Consider the following 26,238-nt stretch of genomic DNA (forward strand, 5'->3'; position numbering starts at 1 on the left):
TAATTTCTTTTGTTTGATTACTTTTGCTATTCAAAATAACAGAAATGGCAAGAATATTAACAGGAGTTCAAAGTACAGGAACACCACATTTAGGAAATTTATTAGGCGCTATTTTGCCAGCCATAAAAATGGCTAATGAATCTAGCGATCAATCTTTTTTGTTTATTGCAAATTTGCATACATTAACACAAATAAAAGATGGAGATGTTTTAAGAGAAAACACTTACAGTACTGCTGCAGCTTGGCTTGCTTGTGGTTTAGATATAAATAAAACTGTTTTTTATCGTCAAAGTGATATTCCAGAAGTTACCGAATTAACATGGTATTTAAGCTGTTTTTTTCCATACCAAAGATTAACGTTAGCGCATAGTTTTAAAGATAAAGCAGACAGGTTGCAAGATGTAAACGCAGGTTTATTTTCGTACCCAATGTTAATGGCAGCAGACATCTTATTGTACGACGCAGAAATTATTCCGGTTGGTAAAGATCAATTACAACATATAGAAATGGCACGTGATGTTGCTGGTAGATTAAATAATATTGTAGGAGAAACGTTGATTTTGCCACAAGGTAAAATAGAAGAAAACGTAATGTTAGTTCCTGGAACAAACGGCGGAAAAATGAGTAAATCTGCAAATAATACTATCAATATTTTTCTTTCCGATAAAAAGTTGCGTAAACAAATAATGGGAATTCAAACTGATAGTTTAGCGCTAGAAGATCCTAAAAATCCTGATACCGATAATGTGTTTGCATTGTATAAATTATTAGCTTCAGAAGCACAAATTGCTGAAATGAGAGTTAAATATGAAGCAGGAAACTACGGTTATGGTCATGCAAAACAAGAATTGTATGAGCTAATTGTAGATAAATTTGCAATTGTTAGAGAACGTTACAATCATTTTATGGAAAATAGAAATGAAATTGATGAAGCTCTAGCTGTTGGCGCAAAAAAAGCAAGAGTTGTAGCGCAAGATGTTTTACAAAGAACTAGAGCTAAATTGGGTTATTAATTTAAAAAATAGACAATGAAAAAACTACTTTTTATATTTTTCTTCGCAGTAATAGCTTGCTCACAAAATAATAGTAAAACGCAAGTTGTTGAGGTTTCTTGTGGTCAATGTAAATTTGGATTAGATTCACAAAAAGGATGTGATTTAGCGGTAAGAATTAACGATACAGCTTATTTTGTTGATGGAGCACATATAGATGAATTTGGAGATGCACACGATATAAATATGGGTTTTTGTAATGTAATTAGAAAAGCAGAGGTTACTGGAGAAATAGTTGAAAATAGATTTATTGCCAGCAAAGTAAAACTGATAGATTAATCTAAAATTAAAATAGTAAGTATAAAAAATCCGAAGTAAAATTTTACTTCGGATTTTTTTTATACTATAAATTGCTACTGAGTACTGCAAACTTTTTAAGGAGCAGGATTTGGCATTGCGCTATGTACCGCTTCAATTTCTTTTAAAATCTCATCAGATAAATCTATATTTATAGAATTGATATTCTCTTTTAATTGACTCATTTTTGTAGCACCAATAATATTACTGGTAACAAATGGTAATTGGTTAATAAACGCCAATGATAACTCAGTTAATGTAATTCCGTGTTTTTTTGCAATTTTTTGATATTCAACAACTGCTTTTAGAGAACCTTCAGTCATATAACGAGCAATAAAGCGAGGAAATAAAGTCCCTCTTGCTCCTTCAGGTAAATTACCGTCTAAATATTTTCCAGATAAAACACCTTGTGCTAATGGAGAATATACTAATAAACCAATATTTTCTCTCATAGAAACTTCACTCATACCAACTTCATAACCACGATGAATTAATGAATACGAATTCTGAATTGTACTCATCCTTGGCAGTTTGTGTTGCTCAGAAGTATGCATGTATTTCATGGTTCCCCAAGGAGTTTCATTAGATAAACCAATGTGTTTTATTTTTCCTTGTTGAATTAAATTTTGCAGCGTTTCTAAAATCTCTAAATGATTTTCTGCTTCCTTAGTTGAATATTTATAAGGATAGTCTCTAACACCAAAACAATTTACGCCTCTATCTGGCCAGTGTAATTGATACAAATCTATATAATCGGTTTGTAGGCGTTTTAAACTTCCTTCTACAGCATCAATAATGTTTTGTTTCGAGAATCCGCCAGTTCTAATATGTTTTGTGTAATCGCCACCACCTGCAATTTTAGACGCTAAAACAACTTTGTCTCTGTTTCCTGTTTTTTTAAACCAAGAACCTATAATTTTTTCGGTTGCTCCGTACGTTTCTGGAGTTGCAGGAACCGAATATAATTCTGCTGTATCCCAAAAATTCACACCTTGTTCAATAGCATAATCCATTTGTTGGTGTCCTTCTGCTTCTGTATTTTGATTTCCCCAAGTCATGGTTCCTAAACATATTTTAGAAACTTTTACATCTGTATTTGGTAATGTTGTGTATTTCATTTTTTTTGATGTGTATACGTTTTTGTTTAATCGAGTAGTTGTTTTTACAATTGAGTGCTAAATTAAAACTTATTGGTCTTTAAAACAATAAGCGCATAATTTTTTAAATTATACGCTTAAAAGATATTTTTATTTGAAGTCTTAATTATCAAACGAACAAAGCGTTAAACAATTAAACTTTTTTAATTAAGAATTGCTTCAATTCCTGGTAATGTTTTTCCTTCTAACATTTCTAACATTGCGCCTCCACCAGTAGAAACATAACTCACTTTGTTACCAAAACCAAATTGTTTAACTGCGGCAACAGAATCTCCACCACCAACAAGAGAAAAGGCTCCGTTTTGTGTTGCTTTATCAATAGAATGACCAAGAGCAATTGTACCGTTTGCAAAATTTTCTAATTCAAAAACACCTAATGGTCCGTTCCATAAAATGGTTTTACATTTATTTACAACAGCATCAAAGTTTTCTCTAGATTTTGGCCCAGCATCTAAACCTTGCCATCCACTTGGAATTTTTGTTACATCCATTACTTGTGTATTTGCATCGTTAGAAAAAGAATCTGCAGCAATTACATCTACAGGAATATGAATTTCTACGTTTTTCTCTTTAGCTTTCTTTAAAATTTCTAAAGCCAATTCCATTTTATCATCTTCACAAATAGAATCTCCAACAGATCCACCTAATGCTTTTACAAAGGTAAAAGTCATACCACCACCAACAATTAAATGATCTACTTTATCTAAGATATTTTCAATTACAGTTATCTTAGAAGATACTTTTGCACCTCCTAAAACTGCTAAAACAGGTTTCTCAGAATTATTTAAAACTTTATCAATACTTTCAATTTCTTTAGCTAATAAGTTTCCAAAGCACTTGTTTTCTGGAAAAAATTGTGCAATAATAGTTGTTGAAGCATGTGCTCTGTGTGCAGTTCCAAATGCATCATTCACATAAATATCTCCTAATTTAGAAAGCTGGTTTGCAAAAGCTACATCGCCAGATTTTTCTTCTGGATGAAAACGTAAGTTTTCTAATAATAAAACTTCACCATTTTGCAAATTAGCAACAGCTTCTTCAGCAGATTTTCCAACACAATCAGTTGCAAATTTTACCTTAACACCAATAACATTGGTAACTTCTTCTACAATATGTAGTAGCGAAAATTTATTTTCAACTCCTTTTGGTCTTCCTAAATGCGACATTAAAACGCAACTACCGCCATCTTCTAAAATCTTAATAATAGTTGACTTTGCAGATTGAATTCGAGTATTATCTGTAACCTCAAATTTATCATTCAAAGGCACATTAAAATCTACTCTAATTAATGCTTTTTTGTTTTCGAAGTTAAAATTGTTAAGTGTTTTCATTTAATTGGTGTGTTTTCAACAAAAATACTTTTTTATTTAGGTTTATTGAAATTGAAATCCTAAAATTTAAAATATCGATTTCGTAATTTTATCTCTTATATTTGTTGCTATGTTATTTAGTGAAATTATAGGTCAAGAACACATAAAGAAACATTTGCAAACTTCTGCTGAAAATGGAAGAATTCCGCATGCACAATTATTTGTAGGTAAAGAAGGAAGCGGTACTTTGCCAATGGCAATTGCATATGCACAATTTTTATTGTGTAATTCTTCTGAAAATAATGAAGCTTGTAATATTAAATGTAACAAATTACAACATCCAGATTTGCATTTTGCTTTTCCTGTTACCACAAACGATTCTGTAAAAAAACATCCTGTTAGCAATCTTTTTTTAGAAAATTGGCGCACTTTTATAGCAGAAAAGCCTTACGGAAGTCTATTTAGTTGGTTGCAACATATTGGTGTAGAAAATAAACAAGGTATAATTGGTGTTGATGAAGCACAAGACATTGTAAAAAAATTAACACTAAAAAGTTACGAAGGAGGTTTTAAAGTGATGATAATTTGGATGGCAGAAAAAATGAACATTGCTGCCGCAAATAAATTATTAAAACTAATTGAAGAGCCACCAAAAGACACGGTTTTTATTTTAATTACGGAAGATGAAGAGCAGATTATAAATACCATAAAATCTCGTTGCCAAGCATTATATTTTTCTGCTTTAAGTGAAGAAAATATTGTTTCAACCTTAATAAGTAAAGAGCAAGTTGAAGAAAACGAAGCAATAAGAATAGCGCATCAAGCTAACGGAAATTATAATAAAGCATTACAATTATTAAACGAAAACTCTAACGATTTACAATTTGAACAATGGTTTATAACCTGGATTAGAGCAGCATTTAAAGCAAAAGGAAACGCAGCGGTAATACAAGAATTAATTGCATGGTCTAACGAAATAGCAGGAACGGGAAGAGAAACGCAAAAACAGTTTTTACAATATTGTTTGCAGTTTTTTAGACAAGCAATGTTGCTGAATTACGCTTCTGAAGAATTGGTTTTTTTAGAGACTAAAACGCCAAAATTCAATTTAAAAAATTTCGCGCCTTTTGTACACAGTGGAAATATTTTATTGATAGAAAAAGAACTAAACGACGCGCAATATCATATAGAAAGAAACGGAAATGCAAAAATTATTCTACTAGATCTTTCTATGAAATTAACGCGTTTTTTGCATAAAAAAGAAGAAAAAGTTAACTAATACTAAGTAATTATGAAGTTAAAAGTAATACTTGTAGTTTTATTCGGTACACTTTTTGTTGGGTGTAAGAAAGAAAAAACGTTATCGGAGTATATGGTAAACAGTTGGGAAACTTCCTATTTAAAAATAGAAATGCCAACGGTTAATAAAACAGATTCTTTATCTGTTTTTGAAGATAAATTCGATAATAATCCTGAAAGATTGGCGCAATCTAAATACAATAAAGACGGTACATTTTCTGCTTGGTTTATTAATCCGAAGGAAAATAATATACAGAAACAAGGAGAATCTAAAGGTAAGTGGAGCGTAGAAAAAGATTCTTTATTTATAGAATATTTTTATGGAGGTAGAGATGTAAAAGTTGCTTATCATATTTCAAAAACTGAAGAAGGTTTCCTTGGTAAAAGTAAATATGATTGGGATAATGATGGAGAATTTGATGATGTATTAATTATGAAAACTAAAAAAATTACAACTAAATAATTGCTTAATTTTAAAAACATATCATTACGAATTCGCATATTTCTTGCGATGATTCTATTGGTTTTACTGGCATCTATATTAATTGCGGCTGTTACAATTTATCAATATGACGAGCAAACAAAAGAGTATAACGAAAAACGTTTTGAACGTAAAGAAGATGCAACAAAACAAGATATAGAAATTGAGTTAACAAGAAGAACAACTTTTGCTGTAAACACGGAAAATCTTCAACATATTTTTCAGAATAGAATTTACGAAATTTCTCAAGTACATAAGTTAAACATAACAATGTACAACATGAATGGAGAGTTGCTAAAATCTTCTAAACCAATTGCCTTTGAAAAAGTTGATGAGAAACCACTTTCAACTGAAATAATAAACGAATTAGCGAATAGTTCTAACCATAGAATTTTAAAGGATGATACACGAGAAGAGGTTAATTATCAATCTTCTTATACGTACATAAACGATCCAAAATTTAAAAGGATTGGTATTTTAGAATTACAAATAGCGCAAGACAATACTGAGCAGCAAAGAGAACTCGAAGAATTTATGTCGCGTTTAGGTTTTGTGTACGTTTTTATGTTTTTAATAGCTATTGCGTTAGCCTATTTCTTGTCGAGTTACATAACACGTTCTATTCAAACAATATCTGAAAAAATTAAAGAGACACGTTTAAACAAACGAAACGAAAAAATAACTTTAGGATCTGCGAGTTCTGAGATTAATTCTTTGGTTGATGCATATAACAATATGATAGATCAATTGGAAGATAGTGCTGTAAAATTAGCCCAAAGTGAGCGTGAACAGGCTTGGCGAGAAATGGCAAAACAAGTAGCACATGAAATTAAAAATCCGCTTACTCCAATGCGATTAACAGTGCAAAGTTTTGAGCGAAAATTTAATCCAGAAGATCCTGAAATAAAAGGAAAAATGGCCGAATATAGTGAAACCCTTATTCAGCAAATAGATGTAATGAGTTCTATTGCATCTGCTTTTTCAGATTTTGCCAAAATGCCAACGCAAAGACGCGAGCAATTAGATGTTATTGACGTAGTTAAACATGCTTTAGATATCTTTACTGAAGATTATATCGAGTATATTCCTAAGGAAACAAAAATAGAAGCCAACTTAGATAAAACACAATTAATTAGAATAGTAACTAATTTGGTTAAAAATGCTACGCAAGCTATAAATATTGATAAAAACCCAAAAATAGAAGTACAAGTTTACTCAAAAGAAAATAATGTATTAATTGTGGTTTCTGATAATGGAAAAGGAATTTCTGAAGCTAATAAAAAACTTATTTTTGAGCCAAAATTTACGACGAAGACAAGCGGAATGGGCTTAGGTTTAGCAATGATAAAAAACATAATTGAAGCTTATAATGGAAGTATTTCTTTTACTTCAACAGAAGAAATAGGAACTGTATTTACCGTAATTTTACCCAAAACATAACAAAATGAATTTCGAAAACATCTTAGTATCAAATAACAATGGTCTAGCAACAGTAACAATTAATAGACCAAGTAAATTAAATGCTTTAAACAAAGCAACTATACACGATTTACATACAGCTTTCGAGGCTTTAGAAGATGATGAAACTATAAAAGTAATTGTAGTTACAGGAAGTGGAGAAAAAGCATTTGTTGCAGGAGCAGACATTTCTGAATTTGCAAATTTCTCAGTAGAAAATGGAGGTAAATTAGCAGCTTTAGGGCAAGATATGTTATTCGATTTTGTAGAAAATCTTTCAACTCCAGTTATTGCAGCAGTTAATGGCTTTGCTTTAGGTGGTGGATTAGAATTAGCAATGGCGTGTCATTTTAGAATTGCCTCAGACAATGCAAAAATGGGCTTGCCAGAAGTTTCTTTGGGTGTAATTCCTGGTTATGGAGGTACACAGCGTTTACCGCAATTAGTAGGTAAAGGAAAAGCAATGGAACTTATTATGACTGCCGGAATGATTTCTGCTGAAGAAGCTAAGGCTTGCGGATTAGTAAATCACGTAGTTTCTTTAGAAGAACTAATGCCACTTGCAGAAAAAATAGCAAGTAAAATAATGCGTAATTCCTCAGTTGCAATTACTGCCGCAATTAAAGCCGTAAACGCAAATTTTGAAGATGGTGTAAACGGATTTGAAGTAGAAATTTCTGAATTCGGAAACTGTTTTGGTACCGAAGATTTTAAAGAAGGAACAACTGCATTTTTAGAAAAGCGAAAAGCTAATTTTCCAGGAGCTTAGTATGAAAGAGATTCTCAAAAAAATAGTTCTTTCTTTTTTCTTAATTTTAATTGTTGCCAACTCTTTTGCGCAACAATTTAAAGATAGTGTGTATAAGAAAGAGTTTTTAAAACTGGTAGATTCTGTTAATAAATATCAAGACAATACAAGAGAGTCTTTACAATATATTAAAGGTCTTTTAGATTTATCAGAAAAGAACAAAGATACTTTGAGAATTATTCTAATGTTGCATAATTATGCAAGACAAAGCCAGTTTGTTAATGAGAATTACCAATCAATCAAATCATTTCAAAGAGAAATAGAATTACTTAATAATAACAGTTTATCTGAAGAAGAAAAGGCTTTTTTAAATAGAGCAGGAATTGCTCCTATTGAAGTATATGCTCAACAAGGAAATAATTACGCTGCAATTGGAGAAACAAAAATTGCGTTAGATTATTTTTATAAAAGTACTGACATAGCAAAAGAAGAAAATTTACCATTTTATAAAGCAGTACTTCCTGTTTTAATTGGTGGAATGAAATATGAAGCAGGAGAATACAAAGAAGCTTTAAAATACTATAAGAAAGGATATTCTTTATTACAAAGCACTCAAGAAATAGATGAATTAAATAGAAAGTTTAATAGTTCTCTTACAATTATTAGTATGAGTAATGTGTATTTTAAGTTAAATGAAATTGACTCTGCAAAATATATTTTAAACCTTGGTTTTAAACAAAAATTAGATACAATTTCTGGGATAACAAAGATTAATTTTCAAACTCAAAAAGCAAAAATATTAGTTGAAGAAGGTAAGTTTAATGAAGCTTTAAAACAGTTTGAATATATAAAGAAAGTGTCTAAAGAGTATGATTCCAAATCTGGAGTTTCCTACTATTATAATGACTTAGCAACGTATTATAGTAAAATTGAAAATTATGAAGAAGCTGCTAAAATAATGGAAAAAGGAATTCTTGCTGCAAAGAACAAAACCAAAGAATTTAACTTGGTTGATGATTATAAAAAGCTAGCTAAAATTTATAAAAAAGCTGGAGATATAGAAAAATCTAATGAGTATTTCGAAAAGTATGTTTTAAATCAAAAAGGATTAGAAAAGAGCAAAAACAACATAATAGATTCTTTTCATAACAAAGAAGTTTTGGATTTAGAGTTAGAAAAAAAGGCGCAAAAGAAAACTACATTATATCTTTTGTTAGGTTGTGGTTTTTTAATATCAATATTAGCTTTTTACACATTTAGTATTTCTGTAAAAAGAAAGAAAGAGACTTTAAATTTTAAACAATTACTTGCTAAAATAGAATCTGCCAAAGAAGAGGTTATAGACACAAAAGATACTATTCTAGAAGAAAAAATTACAACAGACATTGCTAAAGAAACTTTTGAAGAAATTTTAATTGGTTTAAAAAAAATAGAACAACAACATTATTATTTAAAACAAGAGTGTAGTTCTTATAATATGGCTAAAAAAATTAACACTAATACAACCTATTTATCTAAAGTGATTAATGCACATTATCAGAAAAACTTTAATACTTATATTAATGATTTGCGTATTAATTATTCAGTTTTAAAACTAAAAGAAGATACTAGGTTTAGATCCTATTCTATTCAATCTATTTCGGAAGAAATTGGTTATAAGAGCACAGACTCTTTTACAAAATACTTTAAAAGAAGAACAGGATTATTGCCTTCTGTTTATATTAAAAAATTGAATTCTCTTTCTTAAGAAAACTCTTTAAAAACGTAATAAATACTATTTTAAACCCTAAATTCAAAAATTTAGGGTTTCTCTTTTTCTCTTTTTTTAAACTCAATAAAATAAATTTAAATAACTGAATATTAGTGATTTAAACTTAATTTATTGAACCCTATTTTCTTAAAAATAGCCCAGCTTTGCTTGTAGTGTTTTTTTAAAAGTGAAATCTTTGTAGGAGAAATTTAAAATCTTAATCATGAGAAAAACAAAAAAAACCGCAGTAATTATAATTCTATTTTTATGTCTTGGAGGTTTGGTTGGTTACACAGTTGGTTCTGTAGTAAAAAGTTCAGACCGATCAACTACTATTTTACAAGTTCTAAAAGATAATTGTAATTGTAAAGAAGTAAATCAAATTATATATGCACAAGGAATTCAATTTGGCGCAAACGGATTAAGTACTGAAAAAGGAGAATTTCAATTAATAGATTGTGAATATATATCTGTAAAAGATGAGGTAACAAAAATTCAGAAATTATTACAATCTAATGTTAAAGATTTTGATAAAGTAGATTTATTAGAATTAGAATTTGTGAACAAAGAAAAATCTGAAACTGTAATAATAAAAAAAGGTAAAATCCAATAATCATGATAACAATTATAATAAAAATTATTTTAGAAGCATTAGAATTAGTTGCAGACTTAATAGCAACAATTTTTTAAGGAATAAGCGTACAAAATTTATAAACATCTAATTAAACTTTACCTAATATTTTTAATGAGAATTAGATTAAAACTTAAGAAATTATGGAAAGTAATATTGTAGAATTTATAGGCGTTATCTTCACAATACTTTTTGTATTAGGTATACATGAACTTGGTCACTTGGTAACAGGTTTAATACAAGGATTTCGATTTGAATTATTTGTTGTAGGGCCTCTTGGAATTAAGAGAGAAGACAACAGAATTAAGGTGTATTTTAATAAAAATTTAGCCTATTATGGTGGTGTAGCTGCCGTTTTACCTGTTGATGATAATCCTAAAAATATTAAAAAATTTGCAAATGTAATTTTAGCAGGTCCTATTGCATCAATAGTGTTGTCAGTTAGTTGTTTTTTATGTGCATATTTTTTTGACTTTCCAGGAGAATTTTTTACGTTCATGGCTGGGTTTACTTCATTCGGAATATTTTTAGCAACTACAGTTCCTTCAAAAACTGGAACCTTTTTTACTGACAGAAAACGTTATCAAAGACTAATGTCTAATGGGGAAGAAAGAGATACAGAAATAGCGTTATTAAGGATAATCGGAATTTATAGTAGAGATAATTCTTATAAAAATGTAAACATTGAGGATATAGACTTAGTAATTCAAGATACACATCACCAATATTTTGGAATTTTCTGCAAATTAAGTTTTCAACATGAAACAACGGGTAGTTTTGATATTAAAACAAAGACTGAGTTTGATGAGTTAACAGCTACAATGCCTAAATCATTTGTAAAAGTAATTGCTAAAGAATTAGATAAGGTTAATGTGGGTAGCTAATTAATTTTTAATACCAAACAAGAAAAGACGCTATAAAGCGTCTTTTCTTGTTTGGTATTAATATTTATTAAATATTAATTAAAGTAGTAAAAGTTCTTCCGTTAAGCGTAACAATTACTTTGTACTCTTCTTTTTCATTCTTTAATAATTTAAATTCTTTAGCTATTAAAGAAGTATTACTAGTGTTTTCTGAGTAAATTGTTTCAAAAGTGGTATCAATAACATTGTATTGTAATTCAACTTTAGATGGAGTCATATCTGAATTTAGTGCTCTAACATAAATAGTGTTATCTTTATATTCAACCTTTGGTTTAAATATAATTTTTAAACTTTCCTTATCAAATTTTACTGTATTAGAAGTTACTGAAAAAGGATACACTTTTATTTTTGTTTTCTTATCTAATTCAAAAATGTAATTACCATCTGGTAACGTTGTTAAATCAAAAGTTTTAGTATATTCTCCGCTTTTTAAAAGTGTTTCATTGTAAAGAACAACTCCAAAACCATCTTTAATTATAAGCTTTTCACCTTGAACAACATCCTTTAAAATTAAAGTTGTTTTTCCATTTTCTTCATTATTTAATGAAGTTTTTTCTGTTGCGTTGCTGCTTAGTGTAGCAAATACGATTGCTAGGACTAAAATGTTTTTCATAAAGTTTTTCATAATCTAATAGTTTTAATGATTATGGGGACAAAGTTACGTCAGAAGTACAGTTAGGAAAACAAGAATTTTTGCAGGTTTATATGCTATATTAACCAAATTGAATTTAGTTAACCTCGAGTAAGTTAATTTAGCATATATTTAAGGTAAATTACCATACAAACTAAATATATTAATTATGTATATTTAATTAAAGTTTTAATTATTTTGAATACAAAGCCAACATTAAAAAAAATAAAGTTAACCTTTGGTAGTTCTATAGTAGCTATACAAGAAACAAAGAAGCGCAAAAGAAGTGAAGCATTTTGGCATTTTCATCCAGAAGTAGAAATGGTTTATGTTAATAAAGGAAAAGGACGTAGACATATTGGTAACCATTTATCTTATTTTAATAATAGTCAATTAATTTTAATTGGTTCTAATTTACCTCATAATGGTTTTGTAGATCGTTTAACTTCTAAGGGAAAAGAGACTTTAGTACAATTTCATCCTGAGCTTTTAGGAAACACTTTAAATTCTATACCTGAAATGAAAAATATATTGCAGCTTTTAGAGCGTGCAAAAAATGGTATTTTATTTAAATCTGAAATTAAAAAAGTTGTAGGCCCAAAAATTGAAAAATTACCCAAACACGAAGGGATAAAAAGGTTTACAAAATTATTAGAAATATTAGAGCTCTTAGCTTTAACTGATGATTATACTTTATTGAATGAAAATGGATATGTTTTTGAAATACAACCTCAAGACACAGACAAAATAGATGAGATTTTTAAATACGTTAATAAGAATTTTCAAAGTCAAATTACTTTAGATCAAATTGCAGACGTTGCAAATATGACTGTACCAGCTTTTTGTCGTTACTTTAAAAAAGTTACAGGAAAAACATTTACACAGTTTGTAAATGAATATCGTGTGTTTTATGCTTCAAAATTGTTAACCGAAAGCCAAAGTAGTGTTACTGATATTTGTTTTGAATGTGGTTTTAATAATTTTTCGCACTTTAATAAAGTCTTTAATGATGTAATTGGTAAAAGCGCTTCAAAATATAGAAATGAAATAAAATCGTTAGTACAATAACTTATTATTTCTTACCATTCCATTCATTATAGAATTGCTGTAAAAAACCTTCCATATAGTTGTGTCTGTTAGCAGCAATTCGTTTTCCAGAAGTTGTATTCATTTTATCTTTTAGCAACAATAATTTCTCGTAAAAATGATTAATTGTTGGTGCATCAGATTTTTTATATTCTTCTTTAGACATGTTTAAATTCGGTGTAATATCTGGATTGTATAAGGCTCTGTTTTTAAATCCACCATAATTAAAACAACGCGCAATACCAATAGCGCCAATTGCATCTAATCTATCTGCATCTTGGATAACTTCTAATTCGGGTGAAGTAAATTTTTCACCAGAAGACAAACTTGTTTTAAAAGAAATAAAGTTGATTATATTTTCAATATGAATAATAATTTCTTCGGAAACGTTTTCACTTTCTAAAAATTTACGTGCCATTTTAGGGCCAACAGTTTCATCTCCGTCATAAAATTTTGCATCGGCAATATCGTGTAATAAAGCTCCGAGCGAAACAATAAACTCGTCTACATTTTCATCTTTTGCAATTAATAAAGCGTTTTTATAGACACGTTCTATATGAAACCAATCGTGACCGCCTTCTGCGCCTTTTAGTGTTTCTTTTACGAACTTTATGGTGTTATTTATGATGTTATTCTTGTTCATTTCTTCTTTTCATTTCCTTCTTAAAATGCCTCATTTGTAAAACGCCAGCAATAATCATTGGTGTAAAAATTAATGGTAAAAATGTAAACGGATTTACGCCGTTATCTATAGTCATTAATACGGCAAAAACAAGCATAATAAACACCAGTATTGCTTGAATTACAGTTAGTGTTTTAGCTCGTGTGTACGCTCTGTTTAATTCAATATCTGAGATATATTCTAAAGATTTTTTTGCCATTCTTAAAAAGTTTAACACCAATTATTAATGCAAAAATAGTACTTTTATGCCATGTTTGCACTGGTAGATTGTAACAACTTTTATGCGTCTTGTGAGCGGGTTTTTAATCCGAATTTGCAAGGAAAACCTGTAGCTATTCTTAGCAATAATGACGGTTGTGTTATTTCTATGAGCGACGAAGCCAAGAAAATAGGATTACCATTTGGCGCGCCAATTTTTAAATGGGACAAGTTTTGTAAACAACACAATATCTCAGTTTTATCTTCTAATTATCCCTTGTACGGAGACATGAGCGAACGTGTTATGAAAATTCTTGCGCAATTTTCTCCAGACATAGAAGTGTATTCTGTAGACGAGTCTTTTTTAGAGTTAAAAGGATTTGATAACATCAATTTAGAAGAGTACGCAACAAAAATTAGAAGTAGAATTTTACAGTGGACTGGAATTCCGGTTTGTGTTGGTATTGCGCCAACAAAAGCATTGAGTAAAGTTGCTAATAAAATTGCACGTTCTAATATTAAACAATCTAAAGGAATTTGCATTATAGATTCTGAAGAGAAAAGAGTTTTAGCTTTAAAATGGACCAAAATTGGTAAAGTTTGGGGAATTGGAAGGCGTTTAAAAAAACGATTAGAAACTAAAGGAATTGTAACTGCATATGATTTTACACAATTACAAAGTAATTCAGTTTTAAAAGAATTTTCTATTGTAGAATGGCGTTTGCAGAAAGATTTACAAGGAATTTCTAAAATTTTATTAGAAGAAAAAGTTTCTTCCAAAAAAATGATTGCAACTACGCGTAGTTTTGAATATACTTTTTCTGACATTGATAACATAAAAGAACGTGTTTCTACTTTTGCAACAAGTTGTGCAGAGAAATTACGCAAACAAAACTCTAGTTGTTATATGCTAATTGTTATGTTGCGTAGCGATAGAAATAAAAAAGAATTAGAACAACATAGTGTAAGTAAAACGGTTGTTTTTTCGCATCCAACAAGTTCAACTTTAGTAATTAGCAAAGCCGCAGTTAATGCCGTTTCAACCATTTTTAAAAAAGGAATAAAATATAAACGCGCAGGCGTTATTGTAACAGGTATTGTGCCTGAAGATAATTATCAAATAGATATGTTTTCTGCTGAAAATCCAAAACATAAACCGCTAATGCAAACTATTGATAAATTAAATCGTACTTTTAAAGCGGATAAAATAAAATTGGCAAACCAAGATTTAAAACGAACTTGGAAAATGCGTCAAGAACGTTTATCGCCTAAATACACCACAAATATTAACGACGTAATTACTGTAAAATGACTGTAGAAACCCCGAAGAATTTAACTTTTTTCACTCCTGAATTTTCAAAAAATGAAGGAACTATTTTTATTGATACAGGTATTTCTGCTGGTTTTCCATCACCTGCAGACGATTTTAGAGAAACACGTATTTCTTTAGATGATGAGTTAATTAGCAATAGAGAAGCTACTTTTTTTGCAAAAGTTAGCGGACAATCTATGATTGGCGCTGGTTTAGATGATAAAGATTTATTGGTTATTGATCGAAGTATTGAGCCAACTAATAATAAAATTGCTGTTTGTTTTTTAGATGGTGAGTTTACTGTAAAACGTTTACGTGTTCAAGGAGAAGAGGTTTGGTTACAACCAGAAAATCCTGATTATCCTATTATAAAAATTACAGAAGATAATAACTTTGTTATCTGGGGAATTGTTACCAGCGTAATTAAAAAAGTGTAAGTGTACACGTATTAATTTACTTCATAAATAAGCTTAGCCCTGATTAAACGGCTTGTTTGAGCTCGTTGAGGAACGAAACAGCGAGTAGTGAAAGCAGGAAATTGCTTCAAAATAAAATTGTTAAAACACTACAAACCAAATTTGTAACTCATTTGTAACTTTGTAATTGTACGTTTGCATCGTAAATATTGAAAAACTGTTTATTAACGATATAAAAATATAATTATGATTACTAAAAACATTAACAAAATTAAAGAAAGCTTAACTTTAGAAAACGTTTCAGATGCTTTTTCTATGGTAAATACATTTGCATTATCTACTACAGAGAGTGTTGCGGTTAAAGGAATTAATAAAGTTTCTAAATTACAAAATACACTTGATAAGGCTATTAAAAACGGATTAGCATTTAATGCACAAAAACAAGAAGTAATTTTTGATGCTTTAGATTCTGGAAAAGTTATTTTGGTGAAAAACGTAAGTAAAGTAACTAAGAAATTTAGCAAAAAGTAAATTGCAACTCATTTGTAACTTATTGATTGTAAGTTTGCAACACAAAATTTGAATTAATTAAAAAAATATAAAATGGCATCTAAGAAAACAAATAAGATTAGTAAAGCTAGAAAAATAGTAAAAAGAATAAATGCAGATTTAATTGATGCATCTTTTGACGCATTAGAAAATACAGTTAAAACTGGTAAGAAATGGCAAAAATTAGCTGAGAAATTAGTTAAGAAAGCAGAGCCAATTTCTGCTAAACAAAAAGAAATGGTTTTAGAAACTGCTGAAACTATTAAAGGACAATTAGAAACTGGTACAGATCGTTTAAAAACATTAGTTGGTTACGACCCAAAAATGTTAGACATGGTTAAGAAAATGGTTGTTGAGCACCCTTTAGTTGAAAAAGCAGACGAAGTAAAAAACCGTATAGAGAAAGAAGTTTCTAATAATAAAATGGTTAAAAAGGCAGAAAAAATGTCTGCTAAATTAAGTAAAAAACTTACTGATACTATTGAAGACGTTAAAGAAAAAATTGAAGATTATACTGAAGATTTAGTTGACGAGGTTAAAGATAGAGTAGAAGATGTTGTAGAAAAAGTTGAGGATATTGTTGATGGAAAAAAAGCTAAGAAGACAGCAAAGAAAACAGCTAAAAAAGTAACAAAGAAAGTAACAAAAACTGTTGCTGCAAAGAAAACAACTGCAAAGAAAACAGTTGCTGCTAAAAAGGAAGTTGCTAAAAAAGTTGTTGAAAAAGTTGTTACTGTTTTAAAATCTGATAAAAAAGATGACTTAAAAGTAATTAAAGGTATTGGACCAAAATTAGAGGAAACTTTAAATGAAATTGGTTTTACTGCTTATGAGCAATTAGCTAAAATGACTATTAAAGACATTACAAAGTTATTAGCTGATGCAGGTGTAAATACTAAAATTTACGATATTTCTGGTTGGAAAGCACAATCTAAATTAGCTGTAAAAGGTGATATGGAAGCTGTAAAAAACTGGACTAAGAAATAAAATTTAATTTTATAATTAAATAGATTAATAGTTGTTTGAAAACTCCGCACTCATTATGAGTGCGGAGTTTTTTTTGATAAAGCTTATTTTCCACCTAACATTAAAAGTTCATTACAAACAACTTCTGTTATGTATCTTTTTTCACCTTCTTTGTTATCGTAACTTCTAGAAGTTAATTTTCCTTCTATAGCAACTTCACTTCCTTTTTCTAAATATCTTTCAATAATTTCTGCAGTTTTGTTCCAGGCCACAACATTGTGCCACTGTGTATCCGTTATTTTTTCACCTTGAGCATTTTTATAACTCTCATTAGTAGCAATAGAAAATTTTGCTAATTTTTTACCACTCTCTAAAGTGATGATTTCTGGGTTGTTTCCTAAGTTTCCAATTAACTGTACTTTGTTTCTTAACGTATTCATAAGATAAGTTTTATTGCACGTTTATTTTAGTGCATGTTTATAATTTGTTTTTGTCAATTCGTTTTGACACTGCAAAGATGAAACACTATGCAAATTAAAAATGGTTATTAAACGTTTGTTTTCGTTAGTAAATGAATGTTGTCGTTTATTTTTTATTTAATATATTTGTAATCAGTAATTTACATTAAATGAAATTTTATTTAGAAACAGAAAGATTAATTCTTAGAGAGATTAAAGAAACCGATTTAGATGGAATTTTTGCATTAGATGCTAATCCTAAAGTACATTTGTATTTAGGAAATAGACCTATTTCAAGTAAAAAACAAGCTTTAGAAAACATTAAGTTTATACAAGAACAATATCAAAAAAGAGGTATTGGGCGTTTTGCTTGTATAGAAAAAGCTACAGGAGAATTTATTGGCTGGAGTGGTTTAAAGTTTAATAAGGGTGAAAAAGAAGCCGTTAATGGTATTCAAAATTTTATTGATATTGGATATCGTTTTATTCCGAAGTATTGGAAAAAAGGATACGGATTTGAAAGTGCAACTGCTTGTTTAAAGTTTGGTTTTAATCAAATGAATTATAACATTATTAACGCAGCAGCTTTAGAAGGTAATATAGGTTCAAACAAAATTTTAACCAAAATTGGGTTGCAGTTAGTAAGTAAGTTTAACTATGAAGATGTAAAAGCAAATTGGTATGAATTAAAGAAAGAAGATTATGGAAACTAAAAATTGTTTAGAATGTGGTGAGAAAGTTGTGGGTAGAATTGATAAAAAATTCTGTTCAGATTATTGCCGAAATACCTTCAATAATAAAGTAAATAAAGAGAGTAAAAACTTAATTAGAAATACCAATAATAGATTACGTAAAAACTATAAAATCTTAACTGAATTAAATCTTTCAGGAAAAACAAAAACTACAAGAAGAAAGTTGTTTGACAGAGGTTTCGATTTTAGATTATTAACATCTATATACACCACAAAAACAGGAAATGTCTATTTTTACGTGTATGACCAAGGTTACTTAGAACTAGAAAACGAGATGTATTTACTGGTTAAACAAGATTAATCGTTCCAGGTATTTCCTTGAATTTTTAAAGCAGCTTTTAAAACATCTTTTTGGCTTAGTTGCCCAATCAATTTACCGTTTTCTACCACAGGAAACCTTCTTCTACGTGAACTAAGAAACTTAAAAGCTGCATCAAAAATATTCATGTTTTTATCAATAGTATCTACATCAGTAACCATATTATTACCAACCGTATTGTTATTGTCTGTAGGCATGTTATAGTATTTACTTTCCGAAATATGTTTTATACAATCTGTTTCCGAAATAATGCCAATTAGTTCATTTTTATCATTAACAACTGGGCCTCCAGAAATTTTGTTGGTAATTAGTAAATTAATGACATGGTCTAAAGAATCATCTGCTTTAAAAGTGATAAGTTTTTTTGTCATATAATCACCCACTAAAATAGGCACATTCTGCTCGTTTTGCTCATTACTTCTTTTACCTTGAAAATTAATTATACCCATAATTGTTAGTTTTAAAACTAAAAATACTGATTTTTAATTAGTTATGGTAATTTTTTAAGGCGAATTCTTAAAAGATGCCTTTCTTTATCAGAAAACAAACTTCTTCCATGTAATGTGGTTTTGTTATTAATAAAGATTAAATCCCTTTCCTCAAGTAAAAATTGTTCAATTTTAAGGCTTTTTAAAATAACCTTTTTTAATTCTTTATACGCAAAAACTTGTTCTTTAGTACACAAGGTTGGGTTTAGTAGGATTGCCTTTTCAAAAGTATCTATCCTAAATCTAATTTCGTTGTTACTTAGAATTGGGCCATTTTATATTGAGTTTAAAGCCAAAACATAAAATATGTATTACTATATTTACATAAAGATTATTTTGTTTTAGGAGATGAAATGTTTCAGCTAATTAAGAAAGTAATAAAAATTATATGAAAAAAATAGTTCTAAGTTTTACAATGAAATTAGTAAGTATTTATAGCAAGCTTAAGAGACTTGTTTTTGCTTCGCATTACTCAAGAAGTAGAAAGATTTTTTGTATAGGTAGGAACAAAACTGGTACGACCTCAATGGCTAAAATATTTCGTAAAATGGGGTTGTCAGTTGGTCCACAACGTCCTGCGGAATTATTAGTTAAAGATTGGGGGAAGAATGATTTTACTAGAATAATAAAATATGTAAAATATAGCGGAATAGCTTTTCAAGATATCCCATTCAGTTTCCCAAACACTTTTAAAGTTCTTGATAAGGAATTTCCAGACAGTAAATTTATATTAACAATACGTGATTCTCCTGAAATTTGGTATAAATCGTTGATTTCATTTCACTCAAAAAGATTTGGTAATGGGTGTTTGCCAACCAAACAAGATTTAAAAAAAGCTAAATACATTTACCCAGGATATGCTTGGGAAGTAAATAGACTATTACACAATACTCCAGAGGAAGATATATATAATAAACAAATGTTAATTCAGCATTATATTGATTATAATGATTCAGTAATAAAATATTTTAAAAATAAACCAGAACAACTGTTGGTTGTAAATTTAAAAGAACCAGATTCATTGGTAAAAATAAGTAAGTTTCTTGGCATTAGTAAAAACATTGGTAAAGTTCCATGGGAAAACAAGACATAAACTAAATAAAATTAGATTTTAAAGCTAATTATGTGGAATTTTATTTAATCTAATTCTTAAAAGATGACGTTTTTCATCTGTAAATAGACTTCTCCCATGCAATGTTGTTTTGTTATTTATAAAAATTAAATCGCCTTCTTCAAGATAAAAGCTTTCTGTTTCAGAATTATTTAAAATTATTGTTTTTAATTCGTTATATGCTGTAATTTGTTCTTCTGTAACTAAATTAGGTTTTAATTTAATTGCTTTTTCAAAAGTATCTATTCTAAATCTAATTTCATTGTCTCTTAAAATAGGACCAAAATTAAATGAAGGTTTATTAGATTTGTCTTTTTTAAATACATTAGGAACAATAAATGGGTAATTTGTCTCTCTTAATATTGACTCTATTTCTTTACCTTTTTTTAAGCCTCGTAAATCTTTTAAAATGTCTTCTAGTTTTAAGATATAAGAGATGCCTCCACCACAATTTGCTTTTTTTAAAGTTAATAAATTAAAGTAATCTTCAGGGTATTTACTGTATTGACTATCTGTATGTAATTCCGCTTCATGTGAATGCTCGGAATATGTTTTAATAAAACTGTTTGAAGTTGAGTTATATTTTATGTCCCAGATTATTTTATTGTTTACATCATGTCCTATAGGGGTTCCAATAATTTTTGATAACTCTAAAAATTTAGCTTTTGTTTCTTCAAGGTTGGTTCTTTCTTCAAAATTTTTAATGACAACATAGCCTGTTGAATTTAATTCTAATAAAACCTTTTCAGCTAATTTATTATAATCTTCCTTGTAGTTTTTATATGCAATTGTATTAACACTTTTTTTTGACGTAACTTTCATAGTTAATAATTTACAATTTTTCTTTTTCTATTATTCAAAGCATATTTAAAAATTGAAAATAAAGAGGTCTTACTTTTACGAGAATAATGTAAACCTTTAAATAAGTAACCAATAGTAACCTTTTTATCTTTTTTTAACTGTATTAAGAAAAACCAAAAATAATAAACAGCTAAGCTTTCATTTACTGGGTTAACATCCCATTTTTTCTTTTTATAATGGTCTAACAAGTAAAATCTTGCATTAAGTGCTCCTTCTTTAATTTCTTTAAAACTTTTTTCATAACTTATTCCACCAGCATGAACTCTGTATACAGAAGGTTTTATTTCATGTATATATCTAGCTTTACCAAAGTTTGCTAATTTTCCTCTTAAAATAGTGTCTCCAGATATAATATTGGTCATTTTTTCATCAAAAACATCTACCAAACCATTTCTGTACAGTAAAGTAAGGGTAGTAATATTAGAATTTAAGATTTGGTGTTTTTCTAAGCTTACAGATTTAAAAAAAGGTGATTTAAATTTGTCATGGAACTTATGTGAGCTCTGATGATAGATTTTTGCATTGTGAAAACATAGAACATATTCTTTATTCTTTTCTAAAAAATCTACTCTTTTTTGTAGCGAATGTTTATCAGTCCAATAATCGTCACCTTCAATCATTGTTATATACTTTGAATGTATACTGAAGTTCGCATAAACACTATTAAAAGTACCTGAAGGATTTCCGTTAATTGGAATATTATTTTCTCTTGAGTTTAATAGGAGTCTAATTCTGTCAGGATGTTTTTTAGCGTACTCTATGCATATTTCTCTAGTACCATCATTAGATTGGTCTTCAGCAATTAAAATTTCAAAATCAAAATTTGTTTCTTGCATTAAAATAGCATCTAAACATTCTTTTATGAATTTAGCATGATTATATGTAATTACTTTGATTGTAACCAAAGCAGTCTTGCCTTCTCTGTTATTAGGATACTCTTCTATAGGTACTTTTAAATATTTATGTTTAAACTCTTTGAAATTCATTATAAACCTTCTCTGAAAATTACAGGAAACAAATCTACATCTTTATAATCAGGATTCCCAAAAGTATCTTTCTTACAAATTTTATCATACCCAATTTCTATAAGTTCCCCAGTTTCTTTATATGCTTTTTTATATGTATTACTTTTATCTTGAAGATGTATAGCTAATGCTAGTCTATCTTTATTACTTGTATTAGGGAAGCTACCATGTATTGTATTACAATTATGAAAACTTACTTGACCTCTTTTTAAAGTCATCAATGTTTTAATATAATTAGGCTTTTGAGTTTTTAGATAATTTTCAAATTTTGAAAGGTCTTGATTATTAAAAGAAAAAAAAGGTTTCAATTCTTTTTCATCTTTCCAAAGATGACTTTTATTAATATGAATTAATGGCCCCATATTTTTAGTGCAATCTTGTAAAGGAACCCAGGCAGTTATTAGGTTGTCTGAAGAACATGTCGGCCAATATGCTTTATCTGAATGCCAACCAATAATCCCTTTGTTTGTAGGCTTTTCAGGTGATTTATTTATTAAAGAATCTGAAAACAAACGTATTTCTGTTGTTCTTGCTAACGCTGCTGCAATAGCACTTATCATTGGGTAAAAGCCTAGAGCATGTAATTCTTTTTTTTGTAGCGTAACAAATTCATTATTTCGAATAGCTATAGAAGAGTTATAGTTGTCATTTACTATGCCTTTGTTGTTTTTTAATGTAAAATCAATTTTTCCTATATAAAATTCTTCAGCTCCTTTTTTAGCATCATCTAAAATGTTGTCAGGTATTATTTTATCACTGATATACCACCCATTCTGTTCATAGAATCTAATGTCTTTTTCTTTTGGTAACATTAATTTTTGTAGATCTGATAAATCGTCTAAACTATAAATAATATTCATAAATTAGTTTATATAATTTTTTATTGTTGGTAAATCTTTTTTTTCTTCTGATCTAATCAACGAACATGCTTTTCTATGGTCTACTATGTTTGTAACTGGGTGAGAAGAAGTTCTAAAATCACCCATTCCAAAATAATTATTATCAAAAAACAAAAGAGTACCAGTTATAAAGTCTTCAAATTTTTCTGATCCTATTTCTCCTAAAATTCTTTTTTGAGGCACCCATTTTTGTAAAATCATGTCTTTTTTTTCTGGGTCAGAAAATAAAGTTTCCCACTCTTTTTGTTCAGTTAGACTTCCTGCATATACTTTTTTACTTTTCCCTAATGCTCTATGTTTTAAAATCCACTTGTTCTTGTCTTTTTTTGCTTCTTCCCAAATTTTTTTTGCTTCATTTGAAGTATATGTTGGAATATAAAAATTATTAAAAAAATGAATTTCTTCCTTTGTTAAAACTGCATTTAGTAATATCTTTTTTCCTAGTACAGAGAAAAATCTTTTATCATGAATTAAAAATATTGTTCTAAAATCATTTATAATATTTAAAGACATTAATTGTTCTATTGTTTCATCTGAAAACGATTTAATTTCATCAAAAGATAGTTCACTAATAATCCAACTGTTTTTTAATGAGTTAATGTCTTGTTTTATGTTTTTATAATTAATCTCTTTCACATCCAGACCCATTCTTAAAAAAATGTCTTTGTAGATTTTGGATTCGTTTCTTATATCACTGCCTTTTAAGATAACGATTGAATTTACATTTTTTAAATAACCTTCCAGGTGTTTGTAAATTGGGTTATATAAATTTTCTACTTCTAAATATCTTACTTCTTTAGATTTATAATCTTGTGCTACACTATTAATTAAGGCTGGTAAAAAGACACCGTTTAATGCAAATCTACAAGTTATTTCTATAAGTTTAACTTGGTTGTTTTTATCATAAACAAAATCTGTTCTGTAGGTACCTATTTTATACTTTTTTTGATTAAAAAGAGTTATAATCTTATTAACTTTATCATCTACAGGCATTAAATGTTTATATTTATCGTAAGAAGTTACAAACTCATAAATCAATTTATGCATAATTTTCTGAAGCCTAATTAACTTATCGTTGTGACTTTTACTTATGATGATAGGTTCGTTAAACATCCACTGTTTGTAGTATTCTTTTCTATCTAGAACAAATTTTTCTACAGACTCTTTTAAATTCACTCTTATTTTTTAAATTAACGTATATTTTTTTATCATCTCTTTTGTTTTTTCAACTCCTACATGCATTAATAGGTCTATTATAGATAAATAAGGAATGAAGTTTTTATTAAATTGAGGATAATCAAACATTCCAGTTTTAGTAAATAGAAGATTTATATTATTTATTGCAAAATAATCTTTATCATAAAGCTCTGTGCCTCCTATCGGGTTTATATAGGTAGTTGCATTATATTTATTACATAACCTTAAAATTCTTTCTGACTTCTTATTTTCTTTTAATATTTTAGTATCTTCCTGCAAATCAAATTCGATATCTTCTGTTATCGAATTTTTAAAAATTATGGTTGTTTTTATATCTAAAAACTCACATAATTTAATTATAATTTTGGAATTATATACATGTAAGCTGTCTTCGTTTATTTTTATTAACTTTTCTAAAAATGGATAAATTTCATTAAAATGTTTTGCTTTTTTATAATTAAAATAAATTAAATCTAAATTTTTTTTCTTCCATTTAATATTCTTTTCTAGAAGAATATCTTTTATTAATTTGTTAGAACTTTGCTTAATTACTTGTACATTTATATTAACAGGTTCACCTTTTCCTTTATCTAAAATTCTATTACGTGTTACCCAAGATTTTTTTCTAAAAGAAACATATTCATAGATAATAAAAGTGTCAACACTATCTATTAATTGGAAATAACTAATATAAGGAAAGAAATAAGATTGCATGATCCCAATTTTCATTTACTTATCCTTTTTTATTTATTAGCGATAATATAAGGTATTTTACCTCTAAAAAAGACTTTTTATTTAAAAAATATGATAAAATAAGGTATGTAATACCAAATAATATTCCGATTATTATTATAATTAATATATTATGGAGTTCTTTTAATTCAATCAATAAAAAATAACAAAAAGCACTTGAAACAATTCCTATTAAAAAAATTGGAGACATATCCTTTAATTGACTTAATGTATTGTAGTTTATTAATTTTCCGCTATAATATGTATTTACAAGTAGTGCTAAAAACGAAGTCATTACCATAGTAGTTAATAACCCGTAAATGCCAAATTTTATTCCTAAAAACACAGAAATGGTAACCATGAATAACTTTACTATTGCTAATTTTAAAAACAAATCTGTTCTATTATAAATTTTAAAAACATTGATGTTAAATGAATGGATAGGTATTAACATTCCTGAAATAACTAAAATTTGAAAATAAGGCACAGCAGGTAACCATTTTTCTGTAAATAAAACAATAAATAACGGTTTTGCTATTATCATTAAATAAAACATAATTGGACATATAGTAAAAAAAAGATTCTTTAGTATTGAACGATAAACCTGAGAAACTTTTTTACTATCATTTTGAATTTTAGATAATAATGGATATGTTACTCTTGATATTGTGCTAGAAATTAAATTTACAGGGTAACCTCTTAATGCCTTTGCTTGGCTGTAATAACCTAATATATTTATAGAGAAAAATTTTCCTATTATAAAAGGATATACTTCTTTCATTGTTAAACTTAAAAGAGAAGAAATCATTAATTTGTAACCAAACAAAAAATGTTTTTTTAACTTTTTAAAGCAGATTTTAAATTCAGGTATCCAATCTGAATTAATCCAATAGATAATAGCATTAATTGCCTGAGTACTTAAATGCATCCAAACTAAACTCCAAACACCATAACCTAAATATGCTAAAATTAATCCAATAAAAGATCCCAAAATTACACCAGGTAAATTAAATAAAGTAATTTTTTTAAATTTCATTTCTTTTATTAACACACTTTGTTGAATGCTAAAAAAAGCAGATAGAATAAAACTAATACTATAAACTCGTATTAAATTTACAAGCTGTATTTCGTTAAAATAAATGGCAATATATGGAGCTGTTATATATAAGATTGGATAGATAATAAAGCTAAGTATCAGGTTTCCATAAAAGACAGAAGTATAATCAGTTTTATTAGATGTGTTGTCTCTAATAATAGAATTCCCCATTCCTCCTTCAATAATTGCAGTGCCAATCACTATAAAAATAGAAATGATTCCTATTAAGCCAAAGTCTTTTGGAGAAAGTAATCTTGCTAAACCAAGCAATATAATAAAAGTGAAACCTCTTAAAAAAACGTTATCAATAAAGGTCCAAACTAAGCCTTTTTTAAAATGATTTTTTAAAGTCAT

At 28.3% G+C, this 26,238-nt stretch carries 30 protein-coding genes; 17 read left to right on the forward strand and 13 right to left on the reverse strand.

Annotated elements, in window-relative coordinates; all coding sequences use genetic code 11:
- The first annotated feature begins 44 nt into the window (after positions 1 to 44).
- Both trpS and L1S33_RS04015 read left to right on the forward strand, forming a co-directional pair.
- Entirely contained in the window at positions 45 to 1,013 is a 969-nt protein-coding gene (gene trpS, locus L1S33_RS04010; protein ID WP_240550849.1) for a tryptophan--tRNA ligase, read from the forward strand.
- Between the two features lie 15 nt (positions 1,014 to 1,028).
- Positions 1,029 to 1,331 (forward strand): DUF6370 family protein, encoded by a 303-nt coding sequence (locus L1S33_RS04015; protein WP_240550848.1) that lies wholly within the window; start codon positions 1,029 to 1,031, stop codon positions 1,329 to 1,331.
- 95 nt (positions 1,332 to 1,426) lie between these two features.
- On the opposite strand, the gene L1S33_RS04020 is transcribed toward L1S33_RS04015, so the two are convergent.
- Both L1S33_RS04020 and L1S33_RS04025 read right to left on the reverse strand, forming a co-directional pair.
- Positions 1,427 to 2,467: an NADP(H)-dependent aldo-keto reductase gene (locus L1S33_RS04020; RefSeq protein ID WP_240561318.1), complete on the reverse strand. Its 1,041-nt coding sequence runs from the start codon at positions 2,465 to 2,467 to the stop codon at positions 1,427 to 1,429.
- 182 nt (positions 2,468 to 2,649) lie between these two features.
- Positions 2,650 to 3,837, reverse strand: coding sequence for a phosphoglycerate kinase (locus tag L1S33_RS04025; protein WP_240561319.1), 1,188 nt, complete (start codon positions 3,835 to 3,837; stop codon positions 2,650 to 2,652).
- Between the two features lie 109 nt (positions 3,838 to 3,946).
- Here L1S33_RS04025 and L1S33_RS04030 point away from each other — a divergent pair, with 109 nt between their 5' ends.
- The 7 genes from L1S33_RS04030 (at position 3,947) to L1S33_RS04060 (ending at position 11,067) form a co-directional block, all read left to right on the forward strand.
- Positions 3,947 to 5,095: a DNA polymerase III subunit gene (locus tag L1S33_RS04030; RefSeq protein WP_240561320.1), complete on the forward strand. Its 1,149-nt coding sequence runs from the start codon at positions 3,947 to 3,949 to the stop codon at positions 5,093 to 5,095.
- Between the two features lie 12 nt (positions 5,096 to 5,107).
- The gene (locus L1S33_RS04035; protein WP_240561321.1) at positions 5,108 to 5,578 is read left to right on the forward strand and encodes a hypothetical protein; all 471 of its coding nucleotides are present in this window, start codon (positions 5,108 to 5,110) and stop codon (positions 5,576 to 5,578) included.
- A 48-nt stretch (positions 5,579 to 5,626) separates the two neighbouring features.
- Positions 5,627 to 7,036, forward strand: coding sequence for a sensor histidine kinase (locus L1S33_RS04040; protein ID WP_240561322.1), 1,410 nt, complete (start codon positions 5,627 to 5,629; stop codon positions 7,034 to 7,036).
- A gap of 4 nt (positions 7,037 to 7,040) precedes the next feature.
- Positions 7,041 to 7,823, forward strand: a complete 783-nt coding sequence (locus tag L1S33_RS04045; RefSeq protein WP_240561323.1) for an enoyl-CoA hydratase/isomerase family protein — start codon at positions 7,041 to 7,043, stop codon at positions 7,821 to 7,823.
- A gap of 1 nt (position 7,824) precedes the next feature.
- Positions 7,825 to 9,549 carry an AraC family transcriptional regulator gene (locus L1S33_RS04050; protein ID WP_240561324.1) on the forward strand — a complete coding sequence of 575 codons (1,725 nt, stop codon included), beginning with the start codon at positions 7,825 to 7,827 and terminating at the stop codon, positions 9,547 to 9,549.
- A 226-nt stretch (positions 9,550 to 9,775) separates the two neighbouring features.
- Positions 9,776 to 10,165: a hypothetical protein gene (locus L1S33_RS04055; protein ID WP_240550841.1), complete on the forward strand. Its 390-nt coding sequence runs from the start codon at positions 9,776 to 9,778 to the stop codon at positions 10,163 to 10,165.
- A gap of 161 nt (positions 10,166 to 10,326) precedes the next feature.
- Positions 10,327 to 11,067 carry a M50 family metallopeptidase gene (locus L1S33_RS04060; protein WP_240561325.1) on the forward strand — a complete coding sequence of 247 codons (741 nt, stop codon included), beginning with the start codon at positions 10,327 to 10,329 and terminating at the stop codon, positions 11,065 to 11,067.
- A 67-nt stretch (positions 11,068 to 11,134) separates the two neighbouring features.
- Here L1S33_RS04060 and L1S33_RS04065 read toward each other — a convergent pair whose 3' ends face one another.
- Entirely contained in the window at positions 11,135 to 11,731 is a 597-nt protein-coding gene (locus tag L1S33_RS04065; protein ID WP_240561326.1) for a hypothetical protein, read from the reverse strand.
- A 201-nt stretch (positions 11,732 to 11,932) separates the two neighbouring features.
- Here L1S33_RS04065 and L1S33_RS04070 point away from each other — a divergent pair, with 201 nt between their 5' ends.
- Positions 11,933 to 12,805, forward strand: coding sequence for an AraC family transcriptional regulator (locus tag L1S33_RS04070; protein ID WP_240561635.1), 873 nt, complete (start codon positions 11,933 to 11,935; stop codon positions 12,803 to 12,805).
- A gap of 4 nt (positions 12,806 to 12,809) precedes the next feature.
- Here L1S33_RS04070 and L1S33_RS04075 read toward each other — a convergent pair whose 3' ends face one another.
- Positions 12,810 to 13,466, reverse strand: coding sequence for an HD domain-containing protein (locus L1S33_RS04075; RefSeq protein ID WP_240550838.1), 657 nt, complete (start codon positions 13,464 to 13,466; stop codon positions 12,810 to 12,812).
- A complete protein-coding gene (locus L1S33_RS04080) occupies positions 13,453 to 13,704 on the reverse strand; it encodes a hypothetical protein (RefSeq protein ID WP_240550837.1) in 252 nt (83 codons plus the stop codon). Before L1S33_RS04080 ends, L1S33_RS04075 begins: the two co-directional genes overlap by 14 nt.
- A 51-nt stretch (positions 13,705 to 13,755) precedes the next feature.
- Between L1S33_RS04080 and L1S33_RS04085 the strand changes: the two genes are divergently transcribed.
- The 4 genes from L1S33_RS04085 to L1S33_RS04100 all read left to right on the forward strand — a co-directional run bounded on the left by L1S33_RS04085 (position 13,756) and on the right by L1S33_RS04100 (position 16,967).
- Entirely contained in the window at positions 13,756 to 15,015 is a 1,260-nt protein-coding gene (locus tag L1S33_RS04085) for a Y-family DNA polymerase (protein WP_240550836.1), read from the forward strand.
- Positions 15,012 to 15,452 carry a LexA family protein gene (locus L1S33_RS04090; protein WP_240550835.1) on the forward strand — a complete coding sequence of 147 codons (441 nt, stop codon included), beginning with the start codon at positions 15,012 to 15,014 and terminating at the stop codon, positions 15,450 to 15,452. The genes L1S33_RS04085 and L1S33_RS04090 overlap by 4 nt, the downstream gene beginning before the upstream one ends.
- A gap of 225 nt (positions 15,453 to 15,677) precedes the next feature.
- Positions 15,678 to 15,962: a hypothetical protein gene (locus L1S33_RS04095; RefSeq protein WP_240561327.1), complete on the forward strand. Its 285-nt coding sequence runs from the start codon at positions 15,678 to 15,680 to the stop codon at positions 15,960 to 15,962.
- 72 nt (positions 15,963 to 16,034) lie between these two features.
- Positions 16,035 to 16,967 carry a hypothetical protein gene (locus tag L1S33_RS04100; protein WP_240561328.1) on the forward strand — a complete coding sequence of 311 codons (933 nt, stop codon included), beginning with the start codon at positions 16,035 to 16,037 and terminating at the stop codon, positions 16,965 to 16,967.
- An 83-nt stretch (positions 16,968 to 17,050) separates the two neighbouring features.
- On the opposite strand, the gene L1S33_RS04105 is transcribed toward L1S33_RS04100, so the two are convergent.
- Positions 17,051 to 17,386: a single-stranded DNA-binding protein gene (locus tag L1S33_RS04105; protein WP_240561329.1), complete on the reverse strand. Its 336-nt coding sequence runs from the start codon at positions 17,384 to 17,386 to the stop codon at positions 17,051 to 17,053.
- Between the two features lie 188 nt (positions 17,387 to 17,574).
- On the opposite strand from L1S33_RS04105, the gene L1S33_RS04110 reads away from it, so the two are divergent.
- Both L1S33_RS04110 and L1S33_RS04115 read left to right on the forward strand, forming a co-directional pair.
- The gene (locus L1S33_RS04110; RefSeq protein WP_240561330.1) at positions 17,575 to 18,117 is read left to right on the forward strand and encodes a GNAT family N-acetyltransferase; all 543 of its coding nucleotides are present in this window, start codon (positions 17,575 to 17,577) and stop codon (positions 18,115 to 18,117) included.
- Positions 18,107 to 18,457 carry a hypothetical protein gene (locus L1S33_RS04115; protein WP_240550831.1) on the forward strand — a complete coding sequence of 117 codons (351 nt, stop codon included), beginning with the start codon at positions 18,107 to 18,109 and terminating at the stop codon, positions 18,455 to 18,457. The genes L1S33_RS04110 and L1S33_RS04115 overlap by 11 nt, the downstream gene beginning before the upstream one ends.
- Here the strand turns inward: L1S33_RS04115 and L1S33_RS04120 are convergent.
- Positions 18,454 to 18,924 (reverse strand): CBS domain-containing protein, encoded by a 471-nt coding sequence (locus tag L1S33_RS04120; protein ID WP_240561331.1) that lies wholly within the window; start codon positions 18,922 to 18,924, stop codon positions 18,454 to 18,456. The genes L1S33_RS04115 and L1S33_RS04120 overlap by 4 nt on opposite strands.
- 427 nt (positions 18,925 to 19,351) lie before the next feature.
- On the opposite strand from L1S33_RS04120, the gene L1S33_RS04125 reads away from it, so the two are divergent.
- Positions 19,352 to 20,056, forward strand: a complete 705-nt coding sequence (locus tag L1S33_RS04125) for a sulfotransferase (RefSeq protein WP_240561332.1) — start codon at positions 19,352 to 19,354, stop codon at positions 20,054 to 20,056.
- Positions 20,057 to 20,080: 24 nt separating this feature from the next.
- Here L1S33_RS04125 and L1S33_RS04130 read toward each other — a convergent pair whose 3' ends face one another.
- The 6 genes from L1S33_RS04130 to L1S33_RS04155 are packed head-to-tail and all read right to left on the reverse strand — an operon-like array spanning position 20,081 to position 26,238.
- Positions 20,081 to 20,896: a TauD/TfdA family dioxygenase gene (locus tag L1S33_RS04130; protein ID WP_240561333.1), complete on the reverse strand. Its 816-nt coding sequence runs from the start codon at positions 20,894 to 20,896 to the stop codon at positions 20,081 to 20,083.
- 2 nt (positions 20,897 to 20,898) lie between these two features.
- Complete coding sequence (locus L1S33_RS04135; RefSeq protein WP_240561334.1) at positions 20,899 to 21,921, reverse strand: glycosyltransferase family 2 protein; 1,023 nt, start codon at positions 21,919 to 21,921, stop codon at positions 20,899 to 20,901.
- Positions 21,921 to 22,820 carry a phytanoyl-CoA dioxygenase family protein gene (locus tag L1S33_RS04140; RefSeq protein ID WP_240561335.1) on the reverse strand — a complete coding sequence of 300 codons (900 nt, stop codon included), beginning with the start codon at positions 22,818 to 22,820 and terminating at the stop codon, positions 21,921 to 21,923. Before L1S33_RS04140 ends, L1S33_RS04135 begins: the two co-directional genes overlap by 1 nt.
- Positions 22,821 to 22,823: 3 nt before the next feature.
- Positions 22,824 to 24,035, reverse strand: a complete 1,212-nt coding sequence (locus tag L1S33_RS04145; protein ID WP_240561336.1) for a hypothetical protein — start codon at positions 24,033 to 24,035, stop codon at positions 22,824 to 22,826.
- A 9-nt stretch (positions 24,036 to 24,044) separates the two neighbouring features.
- Entirely contained in the window at positions 24,045 to 24,785 is a 741-nt protein-coding gene (locus L1S33_RS04150; RefSeq protein ID WP_240561337.1) for a WbqC family protein, read from the reverse strand.
- A 4-nt stretch (positions 24,786 to 24,789) separates the two neighbouring features.
- On the reverse strand, positions 24,790 to 26,238 hold the full coding sequence (locus L1S33_RS04155; protein WP_240561338.1) for a lipopolysaccharide biosynthesis protein: 1,449 nt from the start codon (positions 26,236 to 26,238) through the stop codon (positions 24,790 to 24,792).

Source organism: Tenacibaculum aquimarinum, from assembly GCF_022478115.1.
Taxonomy (GTDB): Bacteria; Bacteroidota; Bacteroidia; order Flavobacteriales; family Flavobacteriaceae; genus Polaribacter; species Polaribacter aquimarinum_A.